The sequence below is a fragment of the Bacillus sp. AY18-3 genome, from assembly GCF_008042305.1.
Taxonomy (GTDB): Bacteria; Bacillota; Bacilli; order Bacillales; family Bacillaceae_G; genus Bacillus_A; species Bacillus_A wiedmannii.
The window spans coordinates 66,090-89,731 of the sequence record NZ_QKQR01000038.1 but is presented as its reverse complement, the minus strand read 5'-3'; the positions used below and the strand labels follow the sequence as shown (position 1 = coordinate 89,731).

Below are 23,642 nucleotides of genomic sequence, written 5' to 3'. Positions count from 1 at the left end.
TAGCCAACTCCCATATCATGTTCACGAAAATTTCATGTTCTCTCTATATATGAAATTTCTTATTTTGAAACGTCGATATTTAATATTTTTTTAATATATCCTTGCGTTTCTTTAAATGGTGGTACGCCTCCGTACTTTCTCACATTACCAGGGCCAGCATTATAAGAAGCAAGTGCCAATACTAAGTCGCCGTTATTTTTCTTTAAATAACCGCTTAACTCTTTCACACCGCCCTCAATACTTTCAGCTGGTGAAAATGGATTTTTTATACCCATCTCTTTCACATTCGCTGGCATAAGCTGCATAAGACCCATCGCACCTGCATGTGACACCGTTTTCGGATTAAAATTAGACTCTACTTCAATCATTTTTTGAATTAACGTTTTCGGAATTCCGTATGTACGACTCACTCTATCAATAATATCCTCATACTTCCCCTCATTGGAAGAACGTATTTTTTGAATATTATACTTCTTCGTTAATTCCCACGTATCAGCAGCCTCATTTTTCGTTTCTGGGAAACGTCGTTCAAACTCTTTTTGTGCGACTTGCACTTCATCTACGTTCTTCGTTTCAGTCTTTTCTTCAGGCTTACTCGCTTCCTCTACTTTATTAATAGATTGTTCCGGTTTATTCACAACCGTTTCTATTTTCGTAGATTGTACCGGCTGACTCATATCCTCTACCTTTGCCGGCTGCGTAGTACCCTTCGCCTCCTTCGCAGGTTCACTCTGCAACTTCTCTTGAAAACGACTACTAACGAATGCTTGTGGACTACTTAGCTTTTGCTGAATTTGTCCTTTCTTATATGCAAGCACTTCTTTTACTATATTTCCAACTAACATAATATCACCTTTTCGGTAAACAAAGATAATCTAATATTAGAGTTTTTTTTTAAAGTTTGCAATAATCCTTTTAATAATATTGTAATAAAAAAATGAATATATTGTTAAACTGTTATTTTTTTATATTTATTAATTCGAATTTTTAGTTGACACCCGCTATGACAGGGATTACAATAAATCTCGAAATTGATTTTTTCGCATATTACCGTTTTTCAATTTGCAGAAAAGTCAATATAAAAAAATGGGGGTTTCTTAACATGAGAATTAATACAAACATTAACAGCATGCGTACTCAAGAGTACATGCGCCAAAACCAAGACAAAATGAATACAGCTATGAATCGCTTATCAAGCGGTAAATCAATCAACAGTGCGGCTGACGATGCGGCAGGTCTAGCAATCGCTACTCGTATGCGTGCAAAAGAGGGCGGCTTAAACGTCGGTGCTCGTAACACGCAAGACGGTATGTCTATGCTTCGTACTGCTGATGCAGCATTAAACTCAATTTCAAACATCTTACTTCGTATGCGTGATCTTGCAACCCAATCTGCAAACGGTACTAACAAAGATAAAGACCAAGCTTCTTTAGATTTAGAATACCAAGCATTAGCTGAAGAAATTGACCATATTTCCGGTACAACAAACTTTAACGGAAATAAAATTTTAAGCACTGACGGTACAGATGTTGATCTTCAACTTTCTGATGTATCTGGTGATAAACTTACAGTTACTGCAATTGATGCATCAGCAGCTACACTTCTTACTGCCGTTGGAGATTTAACAACTCCAGATAATGCTAAAGCTGCAATGGAGGCCGTAGATGCTGCCATCCAAACAGTTGCTGATCATAGAGCAACTTTCGGTTCTCAATTAAACCGTTTAGATCATAACTTAACAAACGTTACTAACCAAGCAACAAACATGGCTGCTTCAGCTTCTCAAATCGAAGACGCTGACATGGCGAAAGAAATGTCTGAAATGACTAAGTTCAAAATCTTGAACGAAGCTGGCATCAGCATGCTTTCTCAAGCAAACCAAACTCCACAAATGGTAAGTAAATTATTACAATAATCCATTTGATTTCTACTAAAATACATCTCTCTCCTTACTGAGAGATGTATTTTTTACAATGTTTAAAAAGATATACTCCTACGTTCTATGGTATACATTCAATTATTACAAAGGCTCTACCATCATATAAAGATAAAATTCCTATATACTCAACAATCAATTATATCGAACAAACTCCCAGATGGTTCTTCTACAAAAAAGATAATACACAAAAAAAGAAACCATACTTTACAATCTACTAGTGGCGCTAACAAAAGTGTCTGATTTCCCCATAAATTCTCTTAATAAAACACCTTTTAATCAAACAACTCTAAATAAAGAACCAAATAAATTATCAGAACAACTCACTTACTAATAATAAACTCGATCCTACAACAAGCCCTATTATTCTCTTCATTAATTAAGGCTCCCACGACTAAAGTCTCAAGCCAAACCCTTACGGATTTACTGATTTACGGGTGGGATTCTTGAATAACTAAACGTTCGTAGTCCATTTCTGTTTTGAACAACCTTCAAGATGAGAGCATCTCATTGCCCCCCTAAACCAGACCATATAAGTGCTTAGGCTGATTTTGACTGTTACCATCAATCACAGTTGCGTAGCAAATATTCATCGCCTCAACGATATCACGATGTGTCTCAAACCTACGTTGACACTTGTACTTTTTTTCGTGCTCTCCCTTGCTTCAACCATTTCAGATACAAGCATATTCATGAGTTTGATATACTCACGGCTACTTTGTTCCAATAAGCTAATTTTTTCTTTTGTGGGAAGCAATTTCACTTTAACTGTTATGGTCTTTGACATACATTTCACCCCTTTTTTTGATTTTCAACATATTATTTAATTGTCTCATTTGATACATTTCCAGCAGTAGAAATAAAGTAGGCACACGTCCATTAACCTTGCAAGTACATAAGATGAGGAAATCCCTCTCTCAAACGTTTCGATGGCACTTCTTTTATTTTTGCCATTGTATCAGCAGGACTAAGTGTTGGCAGTATATTTAAAAACAAGTGAACGTGGTCTTTATCACATTCTATTGCGATAATAATGATATCAAGTTCTTTACATATCTCTTCAACCAACACTTTGAAACATTCTTCTACTTTTGCATTTTAAAAAATCTTTCTTCTGTATCGTGAACAAATTATAAAATGATTATAGTTACAATGCACCAGTTATTTTCGAAAAATCACAAAAAATACTCGAAGAAACTACCAATACTTTGGATACTTAAAGCACCACAAACCTTACGATTTTTAGTGACACTCCGTATCCAACCTCACTTTCATCCCATTTCTAAATGCGATGGGCTTTCTCGTTCGGAAAGGGCTGTAAAAAGGAAGCCTCTTTAGTTAAAAAGTACTCTTAAAATCACAACAAAGGCTGAGGCTAGTAAAGCAATTACAAAAATAAATATTGCATTCCAAGAAATGCAACATCACCATACTAAAATGAATGTAATGATACTACGGCTTCAATTACATATTAGACACTACACTCAAATACTCAATACATATCTTTGTATTCTTTTTCAACTATAGATAGGTCTTATAAAGCCAAAAACTTTAGTGATTTTGTGAAATATAAATTATTATCATAAACAACAATAAGCAAATTTCGTCCCACAAACAGTTATAACATTACCTAATTTTTTTGAATTATATAACAACCAATATGCCTTCTTAAACCAAATTCCCTTACTATTTTTTCATTCATCTAGTCATATTATATTCCATTAACCTTCTCCTATCTCACTTCTCTTTTAAGCACTCCTTTATCAAAGTGTATATATTTATAATCTCTATCTACCTAAAAATATAAATTACATGATCTAAAGTAACCAATAAAAAAATTAAATTACAAGTATGATTTAATAGAAATAATAATCTATGCCTAAATTTAAAACATCTATATATATAAGAAATAACATTAGGAAACCTAAAATATTTGCTTCCAGATACGCCTATGTTCTTCTCCATTATTCTTAATCATTCAGTTTCTTATTCTTTATAAAATCTCTCAAAGAAAATTAAAAAGCACCAGGTATTTTCTTTTCAGAAATATCCCGATGCTTTTTTATCAATAATTATAAAAATTATTTATTCATTTACTCCGCAATATAATCTTTTGCTGTGCGTGCACTTTCTAGCTTATTATTCTTTGTGACAGTAACATAAACTTTTCCTGCCTGTTCCCCTAGTTGTTTGATTTTTACATTTACTGCTGTCTTTTTATCTCCTACAGTATTTGTGCCTAGTTTTTCCCCTTCTGTTAATGCGTCATAAACATTTACAACATCACCTGTAGCTAACCCTGTTACTCTTACAATATCATCTTCACCATCATTGTTTAGCACAACAATATTGTTTGCTTTTAGAGCTGCTGATACTTCCGTATCATATTTCACTGCTGTTCGTGGGCTTTCTAAACCATCTACACCTTTTACGCTCACATACACTGTTCCACCTGTTGCTTTTAGAAGATCTGCTTTTTTAATCTCTACTTCTTGTTTCTCTTTTGCTACCGTTCCTGTTGCTAATGCATTTCCTTTTGTTGCTACGTCATATACCGTTACGATATCGCCTTCAGCTAAACCTGTTACTTTGATTGTATCTTCTGCTGCTTTTTTATTATTTGCTACTGTGATTGTATCCGCCGCTGGCGCCTTTGTTACTGGCTCTGTTGCGTATTTTACTGCTGTTCGGCTACTTTCATCTTTGTTTGGTTTTGTCACAGTTACATACACTGTGCCACCTGTTGACTCTAATAAGTCTTTCTCATTGAATGCTACTCCTGTTCCCCCATCACCTATTGGTGATGTCGCTATTGCTTCTCCATCTTTTGCTACATTGTATACTTTCACAATATCACCTTCTGCTAAACCTGTTACTTTAATTGTATCTTTCGCACCTGCTTTATTGTTCTCTACCGTGATTGTTTTTGCTGCTGGCGCTGCTGATACTTCCGTATCATATTTCACTGCTGTTCGTGAGCTTTCTAAACCATCTACACCTTTTACGCTCACATACACTGTTCCACCTGTTGCTTTTAGAAGATCTGCTTTTTTAATCTCTACTTCTTGTTTCTCTTTTGCTACCGTTTCTGTTGCTAATTCATTTCCTTTTGTTGCTGCGTCATATACCGTTACAATATCACCTGCAACTAAACCTGTTACTTTGATTGTATCTTCTGCTGCTTTTTTATTATTTGCTACTGCGATTGTATCCGCCGCTGGCGCCGTTGTTACTGGCTCTGTTACGTATTTTACTGCTGTTCGGCTACTTTCATCTTTGTTTGGTTTTGTCACAGTTACGTACACTGTTCCACCTGTTGACTCTAATAAGTCTTTCACTTCAATTGTTGCTTCTTTTCCACCTTCAGCTACTGCTTCTGATGTTGCTTTTACTTCTCCATCTTTCGCTACATTGTATACTTTTACAATGTCACCTTCTGTTAAGTCTGTTACTTTAATTGTATCTTTCGCACCTGCTTTATTGTTCTCTACCGTGATTGTTTTTGCTGCTGGCGCTGCTGATACTTCCGTATCATATTTCACTGCTGTTCGTGAGCTTTCTAAACCATCTACATTTTCAACACTTACATATACTGTTCCAGTAGTTTTTGCATTTTTTGCAATTTGTTTGATTTTCACTATACCTATTTCTAGCTCAGAATCGCCCTTTACAATTGCTTTTCCTAGCTCTTTCCCTCCACTAGAAGCATCATAAACTCTTACTGTAGCCCCTTTTTTTACACCTTCCACTTTTACTTCATCTTCTACACTTGCTTTATTATTCACTACTGTTATCATTTTTACAGCCGGTGCTTTTGTTACTGGCTCCGCAGTATATTTTATCGCTGTTCGGGAACTTTCTTCCTTTTCTTTTTTCGTCACAGTGACATACACTGTGCCACCTTTTGCTTCTAATAAATCCTTCTTAGAAATTGTCAAAGATTTACCCTGATCTTCTACTGTGCCCTCTGCTAATATCTCTGTAGATTTGATTGTACTATAAACTCTTACTTTATCCCCTGCTTCCAATTCACTTACTTGAATCGAATCTGTATCACCAGTTTTTTTATTTTCTATTTTTACATATGTCGCTTTTAGATCACCAGATTTCTCTACTGCTGCAAAAGCTGTAGAAGTTGGGTGAATAGCAGACATCAATAATATTGAACTCATACCAAGACCTGTTAAAAATTTTGTATTTTTATTTTTCATTGTTATAGCCTCCCAAATCTTATTTTTTATTTATAAAAATAATTTTATATTTTTATTTTACAATACTATATATTAACGATTTATATTATCCTACTTTTTTTAAAAATAAGCTAGATAGTTAATTAAATTTTTTTATAAAAAAATTTAATTAACTATCATTTAAAGTATTTCTGAGAATTGTTTCACTTAAAATTTAATTTTCAAACTAGTGGCCAATAAAAATACAAGCAACTGTCATATATACTCATAATCCCCTTATATGAAACCCAATATCGAATGAATACTAACTTAAAAATTTTAACAAAGCACTAAATGTTGTTTCTACTCGTCTATAAAATATCTTAATTACGAGTTGTGCCCATACAGGTATAAATATTTTTTAATTAGTTGCTCAACCTTCCAATGTTACCGCTTCAAAAAGAAACCGTGATTTGCATAGATAACAAGTTTCAAATATTAACAGAACAAATTATCTATATGGATTAAGCTATAGTACTCAATAATAGATTTTTATTTAATGGGTAAAGTGTACAATAACAGTAAATATATTCCACCCTGCAATGGATAGAGAACATCTAATTCCCTTTTTATATCCTCCCGTACCGTCTAGTAGTATAATAAAAGTGTTTCAACCTACTAACAAAGAAAACGAACTAGATTATCTAATCCTGATGGATAGGCGAATAATAGCTCTTAATTACAATATAGCTTTGTTCGTATAAATCTTTTAAATGGATAGGTTTTAGAAAATCTTCTCCCAGTAATGTTCTTTCTCGTTTCACGTGTGATTTTTCACTAAGCATCTAGGTACGGATACTAGATTTTACTAATAATATTTAGCTAGTAAACATTTATAATTCTCCACTGATACACCACCAATTGTAATTAATATATCTTCTTTTACTTAACACTTTTTCACAACTGGTACTTCGCTGTAATCAAATGTAGCAAAGAAGAATGAAATACCTAGATTGATGTAAACTCTTCGTTTCCTAAAAATCATTCCTTTTCGAATATCTTCACCTCGGAAAGAAGCCTTATCTCTTTTTAATTAAAGGCTTCATTTTCACATATTCCCCCTTTTCCCGGAACGATTCCACACAAAACAAAAGGGAAATACATATAAACTATGTATCTCCCTTTTATTTTGTACCCAAATTTTATTACTGCGTTACAGTCATAACCTGTCCACTACGATCAACCATAATTTTCATTTTACCGTCTTGTGCGTTATATAACCCTAATTTATGCAAATCTTGTTTACATTCTTTTACGAAGAAAGGTAATGTGCGAATTTGATTGATATCAGAGCTCGTAATGAAATGAATTAAATGATGCGTCATTTCTTTTATATCATGAACAAGCTCTTCCTTTTCTCGTTTTAGCCTTTCATTTTCAGCTCGCAATACATGTAATTCGCCTTCGAGACCACGAGCATTCTTTTCATCTTTTGAACGCTCTGCAGCCATGCTAGAAAGCTTATAGATTCCTTCCATGAACTGATGTAGTTCATGCTCTTCTCTTTCACTACACTGGCTAATCGTTTCAAAATTATCAACAATACCAGATATAACTGTTACAAGGCTTTTTTCGTTCTCTGTATTTGGAACTTCATTTCTTAATTCTTGTTTGTTTTCTTTTTTCATTTCAACAATTGATTTTTTTACAGGTGTATATTTTCGCTTTCGTCCTGGTTTTTGTTTTTCAATATTTTCAAACGGTATTTCACATTTTTTTAATTTGTAATACGTATTTTGTAATTGACTTGCTGTTTTTGGAAAAAGATTTAGTTCTTTTTTACTAATGTATTTTGAAATATTAATAATGTTTAAACCGTGACGTTGGGAAAATTGATACACTTCATACAGTAACTCTAGCTCAGACTTCAGCCATGTAATTGTAGATTTTTCATACGCTCGCATCCCACCATTTTTTTCGATATCTATTTGAAATAATACCATTCTATTATATAAATCAACTAATTCTTCATACTCTACTCGGAATTGTTTTTCTATTTTTTTAAATTCCTCTTCTAGTTGTACATCGTTCATTTTATTATTTGACATGTTTTGTAAAAGATTTAATACATTGATTGCTGTGTGGTGATACATAATCTGTGTCACTCCCCCTCATCCTTTCACAATTCTCATCTGACTCCCATGTCTTCTCAGAAAATAGAAATTTTTACATATCCATATTATAACATTTCGAAATTATCTGTCAAATATTAAACATACAAAAATGTATAGAAAGTATAGAAATAGAAAAATTATTTTTAATTAATATGTATAATTACATATTAATTATATTATATGGTATTTCGGATATATTTTCACCGAAAAAGTTTGCGTTACTACGCAACCTTACTAGCATAATCCAAAAATACGATCTCTTATATTTTCAAATAAACAAGCCCGCTATTTATTCATTAAACAAATTGAAAATCTCGAAATAGAGACTATTCATACAGCCACAAACACTCCAGAAACGTTTAATCTTTCTACCTGTACAGAGTATAGAATACTAAAAAGGAACTAGCCAGTATTACTTACACATGGCTAGTTCCCTCCTCCCTACTAAAAGAATAGAGTTGTATATCGGTTCTTCAAACCCTCAATTAAAGGCTCTATTCTTCTACTGACCTAAAACTACTCCATATCTCTGGTCTTAATCGCATGGGGCTCTATTAGGCACTGACCTCGCTAGATTCTCTCTTCCAGCCAATAAAAACTTTTAAAGTACTAACTTATCAACTAAACCAATTAACTCTTGAATATCTGGCTTACTTACTTGCGCATTTGCTCCTACAGCTTCGCCTTTATGGAATAATTCATTTGTAATTAATGAAGAGAAAATAATGACTGGTAAACGATTCATTACTTCACTATCTTTAACTACTTTCGTTAAATGATGTCCATCCATTTTCGGCATTTCAATATCAGTAATTAGCAAGTGAATATGTTCAAACATTTTTTCCCCTTGCTCTTTCGCTAGCTTTTCAATTTGTGCTAATGCTTCTGCACCATTGCTGAAGAAATTCATTTTCGTATATCCAGCTGATGATAATGTTTCTTCTAATATTTGACGAAGCATTGCTGAATCTTCTGCAATATAAATAACTTTTTCAGCTCGATCCGTTTTTTGTTCTAAACCTGCAAGTGATTTATTGTCATAGCCAGTACCGCTAATTTCACATACAATTTTCTCGTAATCTAATAGTAAGATGATTTTTCCATCTAGCTTTACAATACCAGATGTCGTTTCCTCTAGTCCCATAGATAATGAAGCTGGTTCATCAATTTGTTCCCACGAAATACGTTGAATACGATGCACTTCATCAACGCGGAAAATAACCTTCATTTGGTTTAATTCAGAGATAATAAATTTCGTTTGATCAAGTGGCTTTGTTGATTTTAAATTAAGAGCCGTCGCTAAGTTAATAACAGGTAAAATTTCACCACGTACTTGAACAACACCTTCAACTGCATGATGAGATTCTGGCACCGTTGTAACAGGGAATGGATTAATGATTTCACGTACTTTCATTACGTTGATACTAAATAGGTTTTCACCAACAGTATATGTAACAATCTCTAATTCATTTGTTCCACTTTCTAATAAAATACTTTGTGCTTGTGACATAAAGGTGTCGCTCCCCTTCCATTAATTCCGTATATCTAATTATTAAGCTTTATTAACCCGAAAAAGTCAACTATCTATATAAAAAATATAGATAGTTGAACGATTTATTTTAAAAGACGCTTAATCTTGTATAAACGAAGCAAGTGCCTCTAATAACACTTCTTGCGCTCCTACAATTTCTGTCGGCATTGCTTCCCACTTTTTTGAAAGCTCCGTTTCTACTCTTATTCTTAGCTCCGAATCCATTTCTTCTAGCACATATTCTTTCGTCGCTATATCAACATCAAGTAGCGCAAGCGCATATAATTCTGGATCATTTATTTTTTTAAATAATTGTTTCAATATAGCTGGTGCTATATGTTTTAATTTTTCAATATGAATTTCCTTATCCGAAAATAGTAACTCATATTGAATAAACGTAACATTTTCTTTAATCACTTTAAAATAGCAATTATTTTTTTTATCATTTACAAAGTAACCGTTCGGATCTGCAATAATACTCTCTACTTTACGAATTAAATCTGGCAAACTACTCGCCGCCATTACAGTCCGCTGCTCAACCTCACTCGGCGAAATGAATGTAACGCGATACTTATTCTGCGCCATCCTCCTCACCTCTCCTTTTATAGAAATCTATCGTCACAAATAAACTTATTAGTCCATCTAACACGCTAAGACCACAGGTATTATTCATACTACACTTCGCTTAAATCTTAAACTAACCTAGTAACTCTCCATATCTCTGGTCTTAAACAACGGTCAAGCACCCACATAAGCATAGGCACTAACCGCCAGATCCTCTCTCTCAAAACCTAACAAAGGGCTTTTAAAAGCTTTTTAAGAGCTTTTCAATAACTCGATGTTATTGAACCAAAATGCAATCTGCTGATCCGTTATCCCTGATAGTGTAATAAAAAACTCACGGCACTTCATCTCGTCCTTAAACAGTTGATACTTCCATTCTCCCTCGCTACCAACACTTACGAAATAAAACTCATGAATACGGCCAATGATTGATTGCTTTTCACCAAATGAATATGCAGGTACTTGCTTAATTTCAAATTGATCAGGTAAATATATATGCTCTTCTCGTTCCATTTTTAACACTTGCTCAGCAAGTTCACGTTTATTTTCGAAAAAAGGCAATTGTAAAATTCGCTCTTGTCTTGTCGTCATACGAATAAAAAACCCTTTCTACTACATTACAATTTTTCTTTATTATATATTATCGAATTAAGTTTACAACTTCATTTAATACTTCATCAGAAACTTTAATTACTTTCGCATTTCCTTGGAATCCGCGTTGATAAAGCATTAAATCAACAAATTCTACAGATAAATCTACGTTTGAACTTTCTTTTGCTGACCCTCGTACATTACCTGCACCATTCTCACCAGCAACACCTATTCCTGGAATACCCGCTGATGGTGTCGCAACATAATTTCCATTTCCTGTTTTCATTAATCCACCTGAATTCGGGAATGTAGCTACAGCTAGTTGTCCTACAACTTTCATACTACCATCTGAATATTTCATCATAACGAAACCACCGTCAGAAATAGAATAGTCATTTGCAATTGCAGCTGGACGCCCCGTTACTTCTGTTGTAGAAATAGTTTTCCCTGTCGGATAATTTGTTAATCCGCTTAAATCAAGTGTTAGACCACCACCAAAAGGAATTTGAACAGATCCACCTTTAGTAATTTCGCCAGTTACTGGATCTTTTTGTACAGGTTCATCTGTTTGCTTTAAATTTCCTAATGTATCAAATATAAGCGGTTTGTTGTCCGGCATACCTTCAATAGGCTTAAATTCTTTTTCGTTTTTAGAATCATTTCTTACAGAAACTGAATATGTATATTCGCCTGGCACTGGCTTTTCAACTTCTTTACCATCTACAGTCTCTTTTGTAGTCTTTTGTTTAATATTTACACGTAACGTTAACGAATTCCCTTCCGCATCAAAAACTGTGAATTCGTGAGATAATGCATTTTGGTTTCTAGGAAGGTTTCCGCCTATTGTCGCTTTATCTGTTTGAATCCCACCAACAGCTGATCCCATTGGAATATGAATTGGGCTTGGTCGTGAAGAAAAATCTACTTCTTGTGTTCCTGTTTTTACACCATAACCTAGTACATACTGTCCACCTGTATTTGTAACATAGCTATCTTTCGATACACCGAAAGACCCTTTTCTCGTATACTCTACATTTCCAGCATTACGATCACCAACTAAAAACAAACCGTTTCCTTCTATCGCTGTCTCCATCTTATCACTAGTTAAAGTAATAGAACCATCACTAAAATCTGTAGATGTCCCACTGAACTTTACACCGTTACCAATACTCTTTGGATTCGTACCAGCATAAGCACCATCACCACGTGAACCAACCGTATTATTATATAGCAAATCATCAAAAATAGCCTTTTGCTTTTTATATCCAACTGTTTGTGCATTTGCAATATTATTTGAAGTAACACTTAATGCATTTTGTGCTGCATTCATCCCTGTAATACTTGTATATAACGCTTTAATCATAACCTTTGTACACTCCTTTTATTAATCTGGTTTAACCTCTTCATTTTTTTCTATATCATCTTTCTTCTCATCTTCCGGATTAGTTTCTGTTATCGGTTTATCAGAAACCCTCTCTATGAAACGAAGTGAGACAACTTGATTATCAACAATAAGTTGCACATCGTTATTTTCAGCAAGTCGAACTGTTTCCACTTGACCAGTCACTTGCTTTCCATTATTGCTTACACCTCTAACGTACTTTCCTAAAAACTTCATCCCCCCATCAAGAGCCGTCGAATACATCGTTGATTGCAGTTTATCTACTGCTTTCGTCATATTCTGTACTTGCTCCATAAGCGATAGCTGTGCTGTTTGGTTCATCATTTGGTTCATATCCATCGCATTAAACGGGTCTTGATGTTGAAAGCTTGCTAAAAAAAGTTTCAGGAAATCATCTTTATCCATAATACCGGGTGTTTTTTGAGTACTTGCTGATACTCCGTTTGCTTGTTGAGCTGTCGACTGTGCACCAGTAACAGATGCGTTTTTTGTTTGTGCTCCTGCTTGTAACGGAATATGATTTGTACTCGTTGTATTTAATCCAACTGTTGGCACACTTTATTCCTCCAATAATCCCGCAAATTCTTTTGCATGTTGTTTTTCATGTTTCGTACTTGCTAATTTTTGCTTTTGTCTTTGCTCTTGTTCTCGCTGTTCTTTTCGATTTTCATCTTTATCTGAATAGCTAATTTGAATATTGATTTCTTTTTCTTTTAACTTCAATCTCAATTCATCAAAAATGATTTCAACACGTTTTTTCGCATCATGTTTTTCCATTTCTACGTGAACATCAATTTGATCTCCATTTTTTTTCATAAACACTGTTAATGTACCAAGTTTTTCTGGATTTAACTGAAATAAAACACGCTCTTGTTTCACTACAAATTTTTGCAACGCTTCTACTTGCGCTTCCATTTTCTTTCCTAAATCAGGCAACGTAACTTTCTCAGCGCCACTATTTGATTTTCCTATTTGATCCGTACCCGTTGCTTTATTTAGCAACTCCGCACCCGTTGAACTCGAATCGTTTAACACATCACCTTCCGGCAACTCTATCTTTACATCATCGCCCTCAGCTTTTGGAAGATCTACATCTAAGTCTTTGGAATCTTCTTGTTTTTTTGCGATATTACAAGTTTCTGTTTCTACAACTTTCAATACTTGCATCGTTTGCTCTGGCATCTTCACTTTATCTAACGCCATTTGCATTGTATCTTCTAAACATATAGCATTTTTGATATTCATATTTGAAAGAAGCTCTTGCAACTGTTGTAATTCATTGGGGGGTAATTCGTTAAGTTTTATATTCCCATATTCTTTATATAGCTCTTGTATTTTTTGTATGTATTGATATAACAATTCCGGTTGCACACGTAATTGCTCAATTGCAACCATTTGCTCAGATACAGCTAATAGTAACTGTTCTGTCTCTTTTTTTTCTTCTTTCTTTACAATTGGCTCTTCTTTCGTTACTGATTGTTTAGAAAGAATATATTCTTTTTTTTCTTCTTTTGGTGCTTCTTCTTGTTTCATTTTCTCCGTTTTCGGCTGCTTTTTATTTTCCATTCTCATCGTACGATCGAATGAAGAATCTTCACTTTTTGATTGTACTTCTAGCCCTTTTTCTTTTTGCGGAGGTAAACTTTGTTGCACCGGTAATACAGACTGTATCACTATATTCACCTCATCCATTCATACACATTTTCAAATCAAGAAGCATTTTTTCTTCCTGCTTTTCTCGTACTTTTGCAAGCTTTCTACAATCTTCTTGATACATCTCATCAATGACACGTTCTTTTTCTTTTACCTGTTCTAAAAGGCTTTCATTTTTTTGAATAAAATCTTCCGTTTTTTTAATTTTCCGATTCCATTCTTCTATTCTTTCAGGTGAAAACGTATGTGACGAAAGCATACCGGCCATTATACGCTGCCCAGTTTGTACGACTTTACTACGCGATTTTACTACATATAAATCATATTCTTTTTTTTGTTCTATTTTTCTTTTTTCACCTGTTAATTCATACACTTCTTTCAAAATCTGTTCTTTTTCTTGATTTATTTGCAATTTTATCGTGTCGTACTGCTGCTTATCCACCTGTTTTCATAGCCCCTTCCTATTATAACGTTCTCTTTTTCTATTATATAGTTTTTTTCCAAAAAAATCTGTGAAATATTAAAAAACAAAAAAATAAGACCTCTTGGGCAGAGGTCTTATACTGTATGGTGCATCGCTTCAACAATATCATCAAATTGGAAACTATCAGATCGACCTTGTTTTAAAAACGTATTTATACCTTCTACTTTGTTTTTACATTCAAAAATATAAGCATTTTCTGCATTTTCTTGAATCGTCCCTAATTTAAAATACAATTCATTTTCTTTATAAACAGATAAGATTTTTCTCATTTCATTTGCAAGTTGCCAATGAGTTGGCGAAACGATTTCTTCCATAATCCTACTCACTGAGTCTAGCACTGAAATAGCAGGGTAATGACTAAGTGTTGCAAGCTCACGTTTTAATACAATATGTCCATCTAAAATACCACGCGCTAAATCTGGTACAGGGCCGTTTAAATCGTCTCCATCAACGAGTACGGTATAAATACCTGTTATGGATCCCTTTTGTGTTTTCCCAGAGCGCTCTAACAGCTTCTTCATATAACTTTCCATTAAGAGTGTTTTACCACCAATTGGCAACTCTTTAACGGCAATATCAACACTTCTACGCGCATCAGCAAAACGAGTAACAGAGTCCATCATAAGTAGTACGTTATTACCTTGATCACGGAAATATTCAGCAATAGACGTTGCAAGTTTCGCTGCACGAAGTTGCATTAGGTGACTTTCATCTGACGTCGCTACAACAACGACGCTTTTTCGCATTCCTTCTTCACCTAATTCTTTTCGAATAAAGTCTTTTACTTCTCGGCCACGTTCTCCTACTAAACTAATAACATTTATGTCAGCTTTTGCGTTTTTCGCAATCATTCCGAGTAAAGTAGATTTACCAACACCAGAACCAGCAAAAATACCAATCTTTTGACCGATGCCAATTGTTAGCATGGAATCAATTGATTTGATTCCCGTTTCAAATACATCTGTAATTTCTTCACGTTCAAATGCATGAATAGGCGGGGCATCTAGTTTTATTTTTTGTAATGGAATATTCTCTGCATCCTCATTTAACACTCCGCCATTTGCACTTAACACTTTTCCGAGTAAATGATTACCACGAGGTATAACAACATCTTCTGCAATTAATGTAACGGCATCTCCGTAACATACTTTTTCTGTCTGTTCAAACGGGAGTAACATATTGTTTTCTTTTTCAATTGCAATTACTTCACATAAGACGCTATGTTCTCCAACGAAACAAACATCTCCGATTTTTGCCTTTGGCCCTTTCGCTACAAAAAACTGTTCTTGTACACTATGAACTTTACCGACTTTCGTATAAAACGGCGTTTCAATAAATGTATTCCATTTTTGGTTTTCATTCATTAACAGTCGATTCATACATTTTGCTCCTCAAATAACTTCTCTTCTTCCCATTTCTGGCGAAGTTTCGCAAATATAGGTGCAAATTTAAATTCAAAGAACTCTTTCTCTTCTTCTAGAACAAATTCACCGAACTGTAAGGAGAAATCATATTTCCATTCTACTAATTGTAGTAACCAATACTCTTTCGTATTTTCCTTCTCTTCTTGAATACGTTCAAATGTTTCTGGGTGTACGGTAATGATTAATTTTTCAAACGAAGTAGGCAACGTTTGAACGATACCAGTTAAAATGGGTAACACATCAAGCAATCGTGAATCTACCGCTTGATTCACGATTTTTTCTGCTAGTTGAAAAGATTGATTCCATAATAACTCTGTCCATTCATATGCTGTTTCTTGTTGTTCTTTTTGAAACTGCATACGTGCTGCTTCCATCTGTTCCATTTGTTCATGAATATGCATTTGAAATTGTTCTTTATCTTGCAATAGCTGTTGATGCTCTCGTTCTAGCATTTGCTGTTCTTGCCTTAGTTGATTCATTTCCATATGTAACGATTCTTGTTGCGCGCGAAGTTCTGCATGATCAACTTGTAATTCTTCCTCTTCTATATGAACTGCGGCTGGCTTTGGGAATTGTAATTCATACGTTTCTTCAGAAAAAGAAACAGAATTCTTCGGAATTCTGTTTTTAAATAAGGACATCATCTTCACCTCTTTGAACGATAATTCTTCCTTCCTTCTCTAGCTTTTTCACTGTACCTGTAATCGTTTGCTGTGCCTTTTCAGCATCCGTCATCTTAAGCGGTCCTAAGCCATCTAATTCTTCTAGAATCATCTCTTTACGGTTTGAAGACATACATGTAAATAATTTCTCTTTAATTTCTTCTTTTGCAATTTTAAGTGCTTTAGCAATGACACCGTTATCTGTAATTTCTTCTAATACACGACGAAGTGCAAGATCTTCAAGTCCGAGTAAGTCTTCAAATACAAACATGTTTTCTTTAATTTTCTCAGATAGCTCATAATCCATTTCATCGAGCTTTTGAAAGACTGTTTTTTCAACACCTCGTGAAACATTATTTAAAATGTTTACTATTGTTTTCAAGCCATCTGTTTTATTAATTGCATTAAATGCCATATTATTTAATTTTGATTTTAATAAATCACCAATTTGATTTATTAATTCACCATCAACTTGCTCTAGCTTCGCAATCCCCATTACCGTTTCTACTCGCTTATGATCTGGTAATCTCTCAATTAATTGAGAAGCAAGCTGCGGTTTAATATAAGAAGCGATAATCGCAATCGTTTGTGGCGATTCATCATTAAGTACAGTAAGAAGCGGTTCTAAATCCGCAAGTGAATTTAAGAATTCAAACGGATTATCTTTGTTATACCAAAGATCTTCCAATAATTTTTCTAGTTCGTCTTCTGGCATATTTTTAAATATGCGACGAATATATTCTTTATCTGGAGTCACTAGGTTCAACTCTTTTACATTTAATTCATACAAGAATTCTCCTAGTACATTTTCTAACGTTTCCGGTTTATATACACGAAACTTCGCGATTTCACGAAGTAATACTTCTTTTTCCTCAGCCGTCATATATTCAATGACTTTTGCTGCCACCCCTTCTTCTAATGTACGAATAAGGATGGCAGCTTTTTCTTTGGAGGAGATTTCATCTAACATCGTTGTTCCTCCCTTACTGTCCATTTAACCATTTTTTAATTACTTTTGCAGTACCTTCTACATGTTCTTTCGTAGCATCCTGCACTTGTTCATCTAACGTCGGTTCTTTCGGTCCTTCTGGTTCAGGTTTTGGTTCTGGTACTATTTTTTCTTCAGGAATTTCCATAATACTTTCACTACTTGCAGCAATTTCCTCTTCTGCTAAGTATTCTTCATATTCCTCTTCTTCTTTCTTTCTCTTACGTCTTGCTAATAGGAACCATACTAGACCACCAATCGCTAATAAACCAGCTGGAATTCCACCGAATAACCACCAGTTTATACCACTTTCTTCTGGCTCTTTCTTCTTCTCTTCTTTCGGCTGATCGAACTGAACAGTTACAACGTTAACTTGACCGTTTGTAAAGTTTCCATTCGGATCAGCTTGAAGCCCAGCAGCTGTGCCGATTGCTTCTTTGAAAGTAGTCATATCTATTTTTCGTTTTACTAACGTATCGTTGTCTACCCATACTACAACATTTGTTTTCGTTAATTCTGGGTGTTTCTTAATTGTTTCAACTGTTTTATCTATTTCATAGTTTTCAATTTTGTTACCATTTTTATTATCATAGACGATTTTACCATTTTGATTATTGTTCGTACCGTAATTTGGCACTTCACCGTTCGCTGTAATACCAGCGCCTTGTTTCGTCTCTGCTCCTTCTTGTGCAGTAGAGCTTTCTTCTTGCTCTTGTTTACTACGAAGTACACCTTTATCACCATATTTTTCTGACTGGCGTGTAACTTCATCATAGTTTACAGACACTTTCGTATTCACTTTATATTCATTCGGTTTAAACATCGTCATTAATGTTGCATCAATATCTTGCTTTAATTTACCTTCAATTTGTTGCTGCATCTCTACTTCTTTTTCATAAGAAGAGGAACTAGTAGAATGTGCTTCATCTGCTCCTTTTGAGATAATACCTTTTTTGCTATCAATCACACTTACTTCTTCTGCTTTTACACCTGGAACTGCTGCACTAATCATTTGCTGTATACCTGCAACCTGATCTGCAGTTAATAATTGGCCACGTTTCACACCTACAGTAATTGCCGCTGTTCCTTTTGCTTTTTCTTCATCAAAAATTGTCTCTTTTTCAGGTAATGTAATTTGAACATTCGCCGTTTCAACTGTCGCAAAGTTTCTTACGATATCTTGCTCCAATTGCTTTTTCGTACCAACAATTTGCTTCATTTTTTTATCTTGCTCACTTGAACCGAGCGAGCTTTCTAATAAAATTTCCTCACCACTTTTAGAATTAAACGGTAAGCCCATTCCATTCATTTCTTTTCGAACCCATGGAGCATCATTTTTTTGCACACGAATCGAACCATCGGCCGCTAATTGATAATCGACACCTAACTTCGATAATTCTGCTGTAATCTCTTGTTTATCTGTATCATTTAAATTTTGATATACAACAACATATTTATCTGGCAAGGTGAAGTATAAAAGTGCTCCTGTTACAATCGCTAAAAGCGCAGCACCGATTACTAACTTATGCCACGTTTTTAATGATTGGATAACATTTTTTATCTTTTCCATTTAAACACACCCGTCCACTTTCCTAAATTTGCATATTAATTAGTGACTTATAATTTTCGATAAGATTATCACGTACGAGAGCAGCCGTTTTCATTTGGGACTCTGCCTTCTTCTGCTGAATTAAAACGTCATGCGTTTCCCCTACCCCTTTAGTTAGTAAATCGTATACTGCTGTTTGCGCATTGTTTTGCGTTTGATTCATATCTTCCAATAAATCAATAAACTTTTTCCCCTCAACTACAGATGTTTGAGACGTTTTCGGTGCACCAATTGACTGAATTGCTCCAAATGGTTGCGTATTTAACATTGGTTGGATTTTCATATTACTATATTCCCCCTTATCCTCTGCCAATTTCTAAATCTTTATCAAGCATTTTTTTATTCGCATTTAATACACTTGTATTCGCTTCGTACATTTTTTGGGCAACCATTACATTCGTCATTTCAGCAGTCACATCAATATTTGGATAGCGTACATATCCTTCTTCATTTGCATGCGGATGTGTTGGATCATACACTAAGTTTTCAGTTTTATCTGCTTCAATACTTTTTATTTTTACTCCATTTGTAGGAGACCCATCTAACATATTTGCAAAACTATTGTTTGATTCTAGCACTACACTACGACGCTCATATAAATCCGCCCCCGGAGCAGCCGTTGTATTTGCATTTACAATATTGTTAGAAGTAACTTCCATCCACTTTCTCGCTGTCGTTAGCCCTGAGCCACTTGCATTAATTGCCTGAAACATCGTTTGTCTCTCCTTCTACTTTTAACGTCCGCGTGCCGCTTGGTTAATTGCATATTGTGTATTAATCGCGTTAATTGAAATACCGTATAACTGATTTGCTTTCATTAAATCTAGCATTTCTGTCGTTACATCCACACTATTTCCATCTTTATTCGTTTGCATTGATTTTGTTTGCATCTTTGCATATGTATTTTTCGTATTCACTGTCGGTAAGTGCATTTCATTCGTTTGATATAAATTCGGATTACTCTTTAAGTCCGCAGCATTGTTCTTATATAATGCACTACTTTTATTCATTTGCTCAGCAAATGTTACATCTTGTGCTTTATAGCCGGGTGTATTCGCATTTGCAATATTACTAGAAACAGTATTTCGTTTCGTCACTAAATAATTCATATAATGGCCTACATCACTCACTAAATCTGGCATATTCCACACCCTTTCTTTTCTAACTTAATGATCCACTGATGGAAGTTTCACTTCATTATTTATTTTCTTATATGTGTTTATTAAAATATTTACAATCATGTACCCTTACATATTTTATTCCATTTTTCCATTGTTGTCTTTAGAAAAATACAAAAATATAAAAAAGAATACAAAAAAACTGTATACACGCAATAATCTATGAAACATTTCAATATATGATCTACAAACTAAAGTTCATTTTCACATTTTTTAGATTACTACTATTTTTTCATTACAGTCATAAAATGAAACCTCAACCAGCGGAAGTCTTTATTTAAACAAAGGAATGGATCCCCTCTTAAAAGGGGAATCCGTTTCTAAACTCTATCACTAAAATTTACCGTAAAATGAATTAGCTTTCATGCGCCCATCATTTGTCATAATCATTTCTTCCAAAATCTTTTGCTTATCTCGAATATGCTGTGCCGCTTTAATAATAAATGGGCTTACTTCTGCTGCAACTTGCGCACGCGTTTCTTCATCTAGTGTCATCATCCAACGATTTAACATCTCACTCTTCTCAGCAAACTCTTCATCTGAAACTTGTAATTCACCAATTTCATTAAAACAGCCGACAAACGTCCGATAAATATCATTGTTCATTTTCAAGTGCTCCGCGGTAACCGTCTATTAAATCTTGTAACACTTTCACAATCGCATCCACATCTTTTGCTTCACGTGTTACTTTCATCGTTTGAATTTGAATGCTAATCCAATCGTATAAGCCATATAAACTATCGTATAAATCTTTCGTAATCTCAGGGTTTAATTGAAGTTTTAATTCTTCAAAAATACGTTCTAACTTTTCAAGAAGTTCATCACCATCTTGAATTTTGAATGTATTTAAAAGTTCTTCCAATTTACGAAACTCGATAATACATCTTTCATAAATAAATATTGTATTTTTAATCGGATTACTCGTCATAATATCATTTTGCATATAACGTTGCCATGCTTGCATACAATCACTTCCTCAGCTTTCATTAGTCATCACTTTTTGTTTTTGTCATTGCTTGAATTGTCTTCAACTGACTATCAAGCAATGCTAACTGACTTTCTAATTTTGCATATTTATCAATAATTGTTTTTTGTTTTTCCTTATTAACCGTATCAATATCTTGAATTTTTCTCTCTAAATCAGTTACTTGCTTTTCAATACTTTTAGAACGTTTCCCAATAATCCCTTCATCGCCAAATATCCCGTCTAATTTTTTCTCTGTATCATGACCTAAGCCATTCAAGCCAAAGAAAAATTGTTTCGTAGATTCTGGACTCTCTTTAAAAGCTGTTTTCAATTTTTCCTCATCAAGAGTCATATTACCTTTTTTATCAATTTGAATTCCAAAAGAAAATAAATACTTATCATCTTGAGAAAATTTAAAAATACTTGTCATTGCATTATTGATAGCAAATGACACATTATTCCCTTGCATTACTCCATTTTCCCCAGCAAATAAATCCAAACTTTTAACAGCCTTATTATACTCGTCTTTCATTTTTTTTATTAAGTCTATCGAATTTTTTATATCAGAATCTTCAATAGTTAATTTTATTGGCTCTGTAGTTTCCTTTTCTAAATTAATAGTTAATCCTGGAATTGTATCAATCTTATTTGTTTTACTAGTTCCTTTTATTCCATTTATTGTATACTCAGCATTTATTGCTCCTGTCACTTGATGTGCAACAACATTCGTTCCATCCGTATTTTTCGCAGAAGTAACTAGCCCTATATTTTGTAAAAAATCATTGGCGCCATCAGTTAATTTCAGCTCTCCAGCTTCTCCTGCAGTAGTCGATGTGAAAAATAGTTGATCCCCTAAAGTATATACTGATGCACCATAATTTCCATTATTTATCTTATTGACAAGATCTTTATACGTCATATCTTTTGAGATTTTAACTTCTTTTCCATTTATCTGAAATACATCATCTACTCCGAGTTTTAAATCTAAACTAAATTGTTGCTCCATACCTTCAGGAGTTTTTGAAGGAGTAAGTGGAGCTGTAGTTACTTGATGTCTTTCAGCTACTCGTTCTACTGTAATTGTGTATGTTCCAGGAATTGCAGCAGCGTCAGCTTGTGCTTTCATAAAACCATCTTTGGATAGAGTTATTTTCTTTTCATCACCTTTAAATGCGTATAAATCTTTGAACACTTGTACAAGATTTGCAAATTCTTTTTTCATGCTTGCATACACATTTTTTTCGTTTGTTAATGTTTGTTTTTGTGTAGTATAGGGTGTTTTTTTCATTTCCAATGCTTGTAACTCTAAATCTACTAACTTCTTTGTATCTATCATGTTATTTCCTAAATTCCATATTTGTTGTCTGCCACCATAATCAGATATTGTTCCTGCCATATTTTTCACTCCTTATCATTTACATGTAGTCTAAAATACTCGTTTTACTCATCGTACTAACTGCTTTAAGCGTTGCTTCGTACGTTGCGTTTATATAAGCTAAATCAGAAATGGCTACCGCTAAATCAACATCTTCAATTTCTTTACGGTTTTCTTGAAGCGCTAAATTTTGCTCGCTTAAAATGGTTTTAAATGTCTCCATTGTGTTCATTGTTGAGCCAACTTCAGTTGTGCGATTAATGATGCCATCTAAATTTTTCTTATTTTCTCCTAATAACGGCTGTAATGCTTTTTGGTCACCCTTTTTCATCGCTTCGCTCATCTGTTTTAACGTTTTTATAACCGGGGATAATAATGCATCTCCGTTCCGGAACGCTTTGAATTCATAACCGTCATTTAGTTGCCAGTTCACATCATTTTGTCCACCTTGATACGTACCATCTTCTGTAAATGGCAGTTTCTCTGCACTATCACCACCGAAAATATAACGACCTTGTTCTTTCGTATTCGCTAAATATACGACTTGTTTTAAAATTTGATCAATCTCTACACCCATAGCCTGCAATTCTTTTTCACTATTTGTCCCATTTAATGCTTGTACTGTTAATTGGTCTGCTCTTGTTAATGACTTCAAAACACTTTGTAAAGTATTTTCAGTTTGTGTTAATACGTTTTTGGAATCCGTTATATCTTTTTGCATTTGCTCCATATTCGCCAATGAATGTTGAATTGCAAATGATTTACTTGCTGCAAGTGGATCTTCACTCATAAGAAGGTTTTTCTTCCCTGAAGTTACTTGGTTTCGATGGTATTGTTGTTGCACATTCAAATCCATTAACTGATTCTTTGCCCAGCTTGCATTTTGAAATGTAGATACTCTCATTTCTATCTCCTCCTTATATATTTCCAATCAA

At 34.2% G+C, this 23,642-nt stretch carries 22 protein-coding genes and 3 pseudogenes; 1 reads left to right on the top strand and 24 read right to left on the bottom strand.

What is annotated here, in order from left to right:
- Positions 1 to 59 precede the first annotated feature (59 nt).
- Entirely contained in the window at positions 60 to 845 is a 786-nt protein-coding gene (locus DM800_RS26510) for a lytic transglycosylase domain-containing protein (RefSeq protein ID WP_147787973.1), read from the bottom strand.
- Positions 846 to 1,102: 257 nt separating this feature from the next.
- Between DM800_RS26510 and DM800_RS26505 the strand changes: the two genes are divergently transcribed.
- The gene (locus tag DM800_RS26505) at positions 1,103 to 1,915 is read left to right on the top strand and encodes a flagellin N-terminal helical domain-containing protein (RefSeq protein ID WP_147787972.1); all 813 of its coding nucleotides are present in this window, start codon (positions 1,103 to 1,105) and stop codon (positions 1,913 to 1,915) included.
- A gap of 658 nt (positions 1,916 to 2,573) precedes the next feature.
- Here DM800_RS26505 and DM800_RS26500 read toward each other — a convergent pair.
- From DM800_RS26500 to DM800_RS26385, 23 genes and pseudogenes are all read right to left on the bottom strand, one after another.
- Positions 2,574 to 2,723, bottom strand: a pseudogene (locus DM800_RS26500) (RNA-guided endonuclease TnpB family protein); the annotation flags it as partial.
- 32 nt (positions 2,724 to 2,755) lie between these two features.
- Positions 2,756 to 3,097 (bottom strand): annotated as a pseudogene (gene tnpA / locus DM800_RS26495) (IS200/IS605 family transposase).
- Positions 3,098 to 4,029: 932 nt separating this feature from the next.
- Positions 4,030 to 6,147, bottom strand: coding sequence for a hypothetical protein (locus tag DM800_RS29760; RefSeq protein WP_255447070.1), 2,118 nt, complete (start codon positions 6,145 to 6,147; stop codon positions 4,030 to 4,032).
- Between the two features lie 631 nt (positions 6,148 to 6,778).
- Positions 6,779 to 6,950 (bottom strand): annotated as a pseudogene (locus tag DM800_RS30085) (molybdopterin molybdenumtransferase MoeA); the annotation flags it as partial.
- A gap of 360 nt (positions 6,951 to 7,310) precedes the next feature.
- Complete coding sequence (locus tag DM800_RS26475; protein ID WP_147788002.1) at positions 7,311 to 8,258, bottom strand: DNA-binding domain-containing protein; 948 nt, start codon at positions 8,256 to 8,258, stop codon at positions 7,311 to 7,313.
- Between the two features lie 622 nt (positions 8,259 to 8,880).
- Positions 8,881 to 9,789, bottom strand: a complete 909-nt coding sequence (locus tag DM800_RS26470) for a chemotaxis protein (RefSeq protein ID WP_064459934.1) — start codon at positions 9,787 to 9,789, stop codon at positions 8,881 to 8,883.
- A 120-nt stretch (positions 9,790 to 9,909) separates the two neighbouring features.
- Entirely contained in the window at positions 9,910 to 10,395 is a 486-nt protein-coding gene (locus tag DM800_RS26465) for a hypothetical protein (RefSeq protein WP_000068318.1), read from the bottom strand.
- 231 nt (positions 10,396 to 10,626) lie between these two features.
- Positions 10,627 to 10,965, bottom strand: coding sequence for a DUF3964 family protein (locus DM800_RS26460; RefSeq protein ID WP_000213334.1), 339 nt, complete (start codon positions 10,963 to 10,965; stop codon positions 10,627 to 10,629).
- Between the two features lie 49 nt (positions 10,966 to 11,014).
- Entirely contained in the window at positions 11,015 to 12,328 is a 1,314-nt protein-coding gene (gene flgE, locus DM800_RS26455) for a flagellar hook protein FlgE (RefSeq protein WP_048566835.1), read from the bottom strand.
- Between the two features lie 21 nt (positions 12,329 to 12,349).
- A complete protein-coding gene (locus DM800_RS26450; RefSeq protein ID WP_001143481.1) occupies positions 12,350 to 12,922 on the bottom strand; it encodes a flagellar hook assembly protein FlgD in 573 nt (190 codons plus the stop codon).
- 3 nt (positions 12,923 to 12,925) lie between these two features.
- Positions 12,926 to 14,041: a flagellar hook-length control protein FliK gene (locus DM800_RS26445; protein WP_147787971.1), complete on the bottom strand. Its 1,116-nt coding sequence runs from the start codon at positions 14,039 to 14,041 to the stop codon at positions 12,926 to 12,928.
- Between the two features lie 10 nt (positions 14,042 to 14,051).
- Positions 14,052 to 14,462, bottom strand: coding sequence for a hypothetical protein (locus tag DM800_RS26440; protein WP_000360879.1), 411 nt, complete (start codon positions 14,460 to 14,462; stop codon positions 14,052 to 14,054).
- Between the two features lie 116 nt (positions 14,463 to 14,578).
- Positions 14,579 to 15,883: a flagellar protein export ATPase FliI gene (gene fliI, locus DM800_RS26435; RefSeq protein ID WP_147787970.1), complete on the bottom strand. Its 1,305-nt coding sequence runs from the start codon at positions 15,881 to 15,883 to the stop codon at positions 14,579 to 14,581.
- Positions 15,880 to 16,569: a FliH/SctL family protein gene (locus tag DM800_RS26430; RefSeq protein ID WP_088062771.1), complete on the bottom strand. Its 690-nt coding sequence runs from the start codon at positions 16,567 to 16,569 to the stop codon at positions 15,880 to 15,882. The genes fliI and DM800_RS26430 overlap by 4 nt, the downstream gene beginning before the upstream one ends.
- Complete coding sequence (locus tag DM800_RS26425) at positions 16,556 to 17,560, bottom strand: flagellar motor switch protein FliG (RefSeq protein WP_000883360.1); 1,005 nt, start codon at positions 17,558 to 17,560, stop codon at positions 16,556 to 16,558. The genes DM800_RS26430 and DM800_RS26425 overlap by 14 nt, the downstream gene beginning before the upstream one ends.
- 13 nt (positions 17,561 to 17,573) lie before the next feature.
- Positions 17,574 to 19,148: a flagellar M-ring protein FliF C-terminal domain-containing protein gene (locus DM800_RS26420; protein ID WP_088062770.1), complete on the bottom strand. Its 1,575-nt coding sequence runs from the start codon at positions 19,146 to 19,148 to the stop codon at positions 17,574 to 17,576.
- Between the two features lie 22 nt (positions 19,149 to 19,170).
- On the bottom strand, positions 19,171 to 19,470 hold the full coding sequence (gene fliE / locus DM800_RS26415; RefSeq protein WP_000701682.1) for a flagellar hook-basal body complex protein FliE: 300 nt from the start codon (positions 19,468 to 19,470) through the stop codon (positions 19,171 to 19,173).
- 16 nt (positions 19,471 to 19,486) lie between these two features.
- A complete protein-coding gene (flgC, locus tag DM800_RS26410) occupies positions 19,487 to 19,900 on the bottom strand; it encodes a flagellar basal body rod protein FlgC (RefSeq protein WP_000484673.1) in 414 nt (137 codons plus the stop codon).
- Positions 19,901 to 19,921: 21 nt separating this feature from the next.
- A complete protein-coding gene (gene flgB / locus DM800_RS26405; protein ID WP_001113102.1) occupies positions 19,922 to 20,329 on the bottom strand; it encodes a flagellar basal body rod protein FlgB in 408 nt (135 codons plus the stop codon).
- 369 nt (positions 20,330 to 20,698) lie between these two features.
- Positions 20,699 to 20,971 (bottom strand): hypothetical protein, encoded by a 273-nt coding sequence (locus DM800_RS26400; RefSeq protein ID WP_001058076.1) that lies wholly within the window; start codon positions 20,969 to 20,971, stop codon positions 20,699 to 20,701.
- Positions 20,961 to 21,329 carry a flagellar export chaperone FliS gene (locus DM800_RS26395; RefSeq protein ID WP_088062769.1) on the bottom strand — a complete coding sequence of 123 codons (369 nt, stop codon included), beginning with the start codon at positions 21,327 to 21,329 and terminating at the stop codon, positions 20,961 to 20,963. The genes DM800_RS26400 and DM800_RS26395 overlap by 11 nt, the downstream gene beginning before the upstream one ends.
- Positions 21,330 to 21,351: 22 nt before the next feature.
- Positions 21,352 to 22,728, bottom strand: a complete 1,377-nt coding sequence (locus DM800_RS26390) for a flagellar hook-associated protein 2 (RefSeq protein WP_147787969.1) — start codon at positions 22,726 to 22,728, stop codon at positions 21,352 to 21,354.
- A gap of 19 nt (positions 22,729 to 22,747) precedes the next feature.
- Entirely contained in the window at positions 22,748 to 23,611 is an 864-nt protein-coding gene (locus tag DM800_RS26385) for a flagellar hook-associated protein 3 (protein WP_147787968.1), read from the bottom strand.
- Between the last annotated feature and the right edge of the window lie 31 nt (positions 23,612 to 23,642).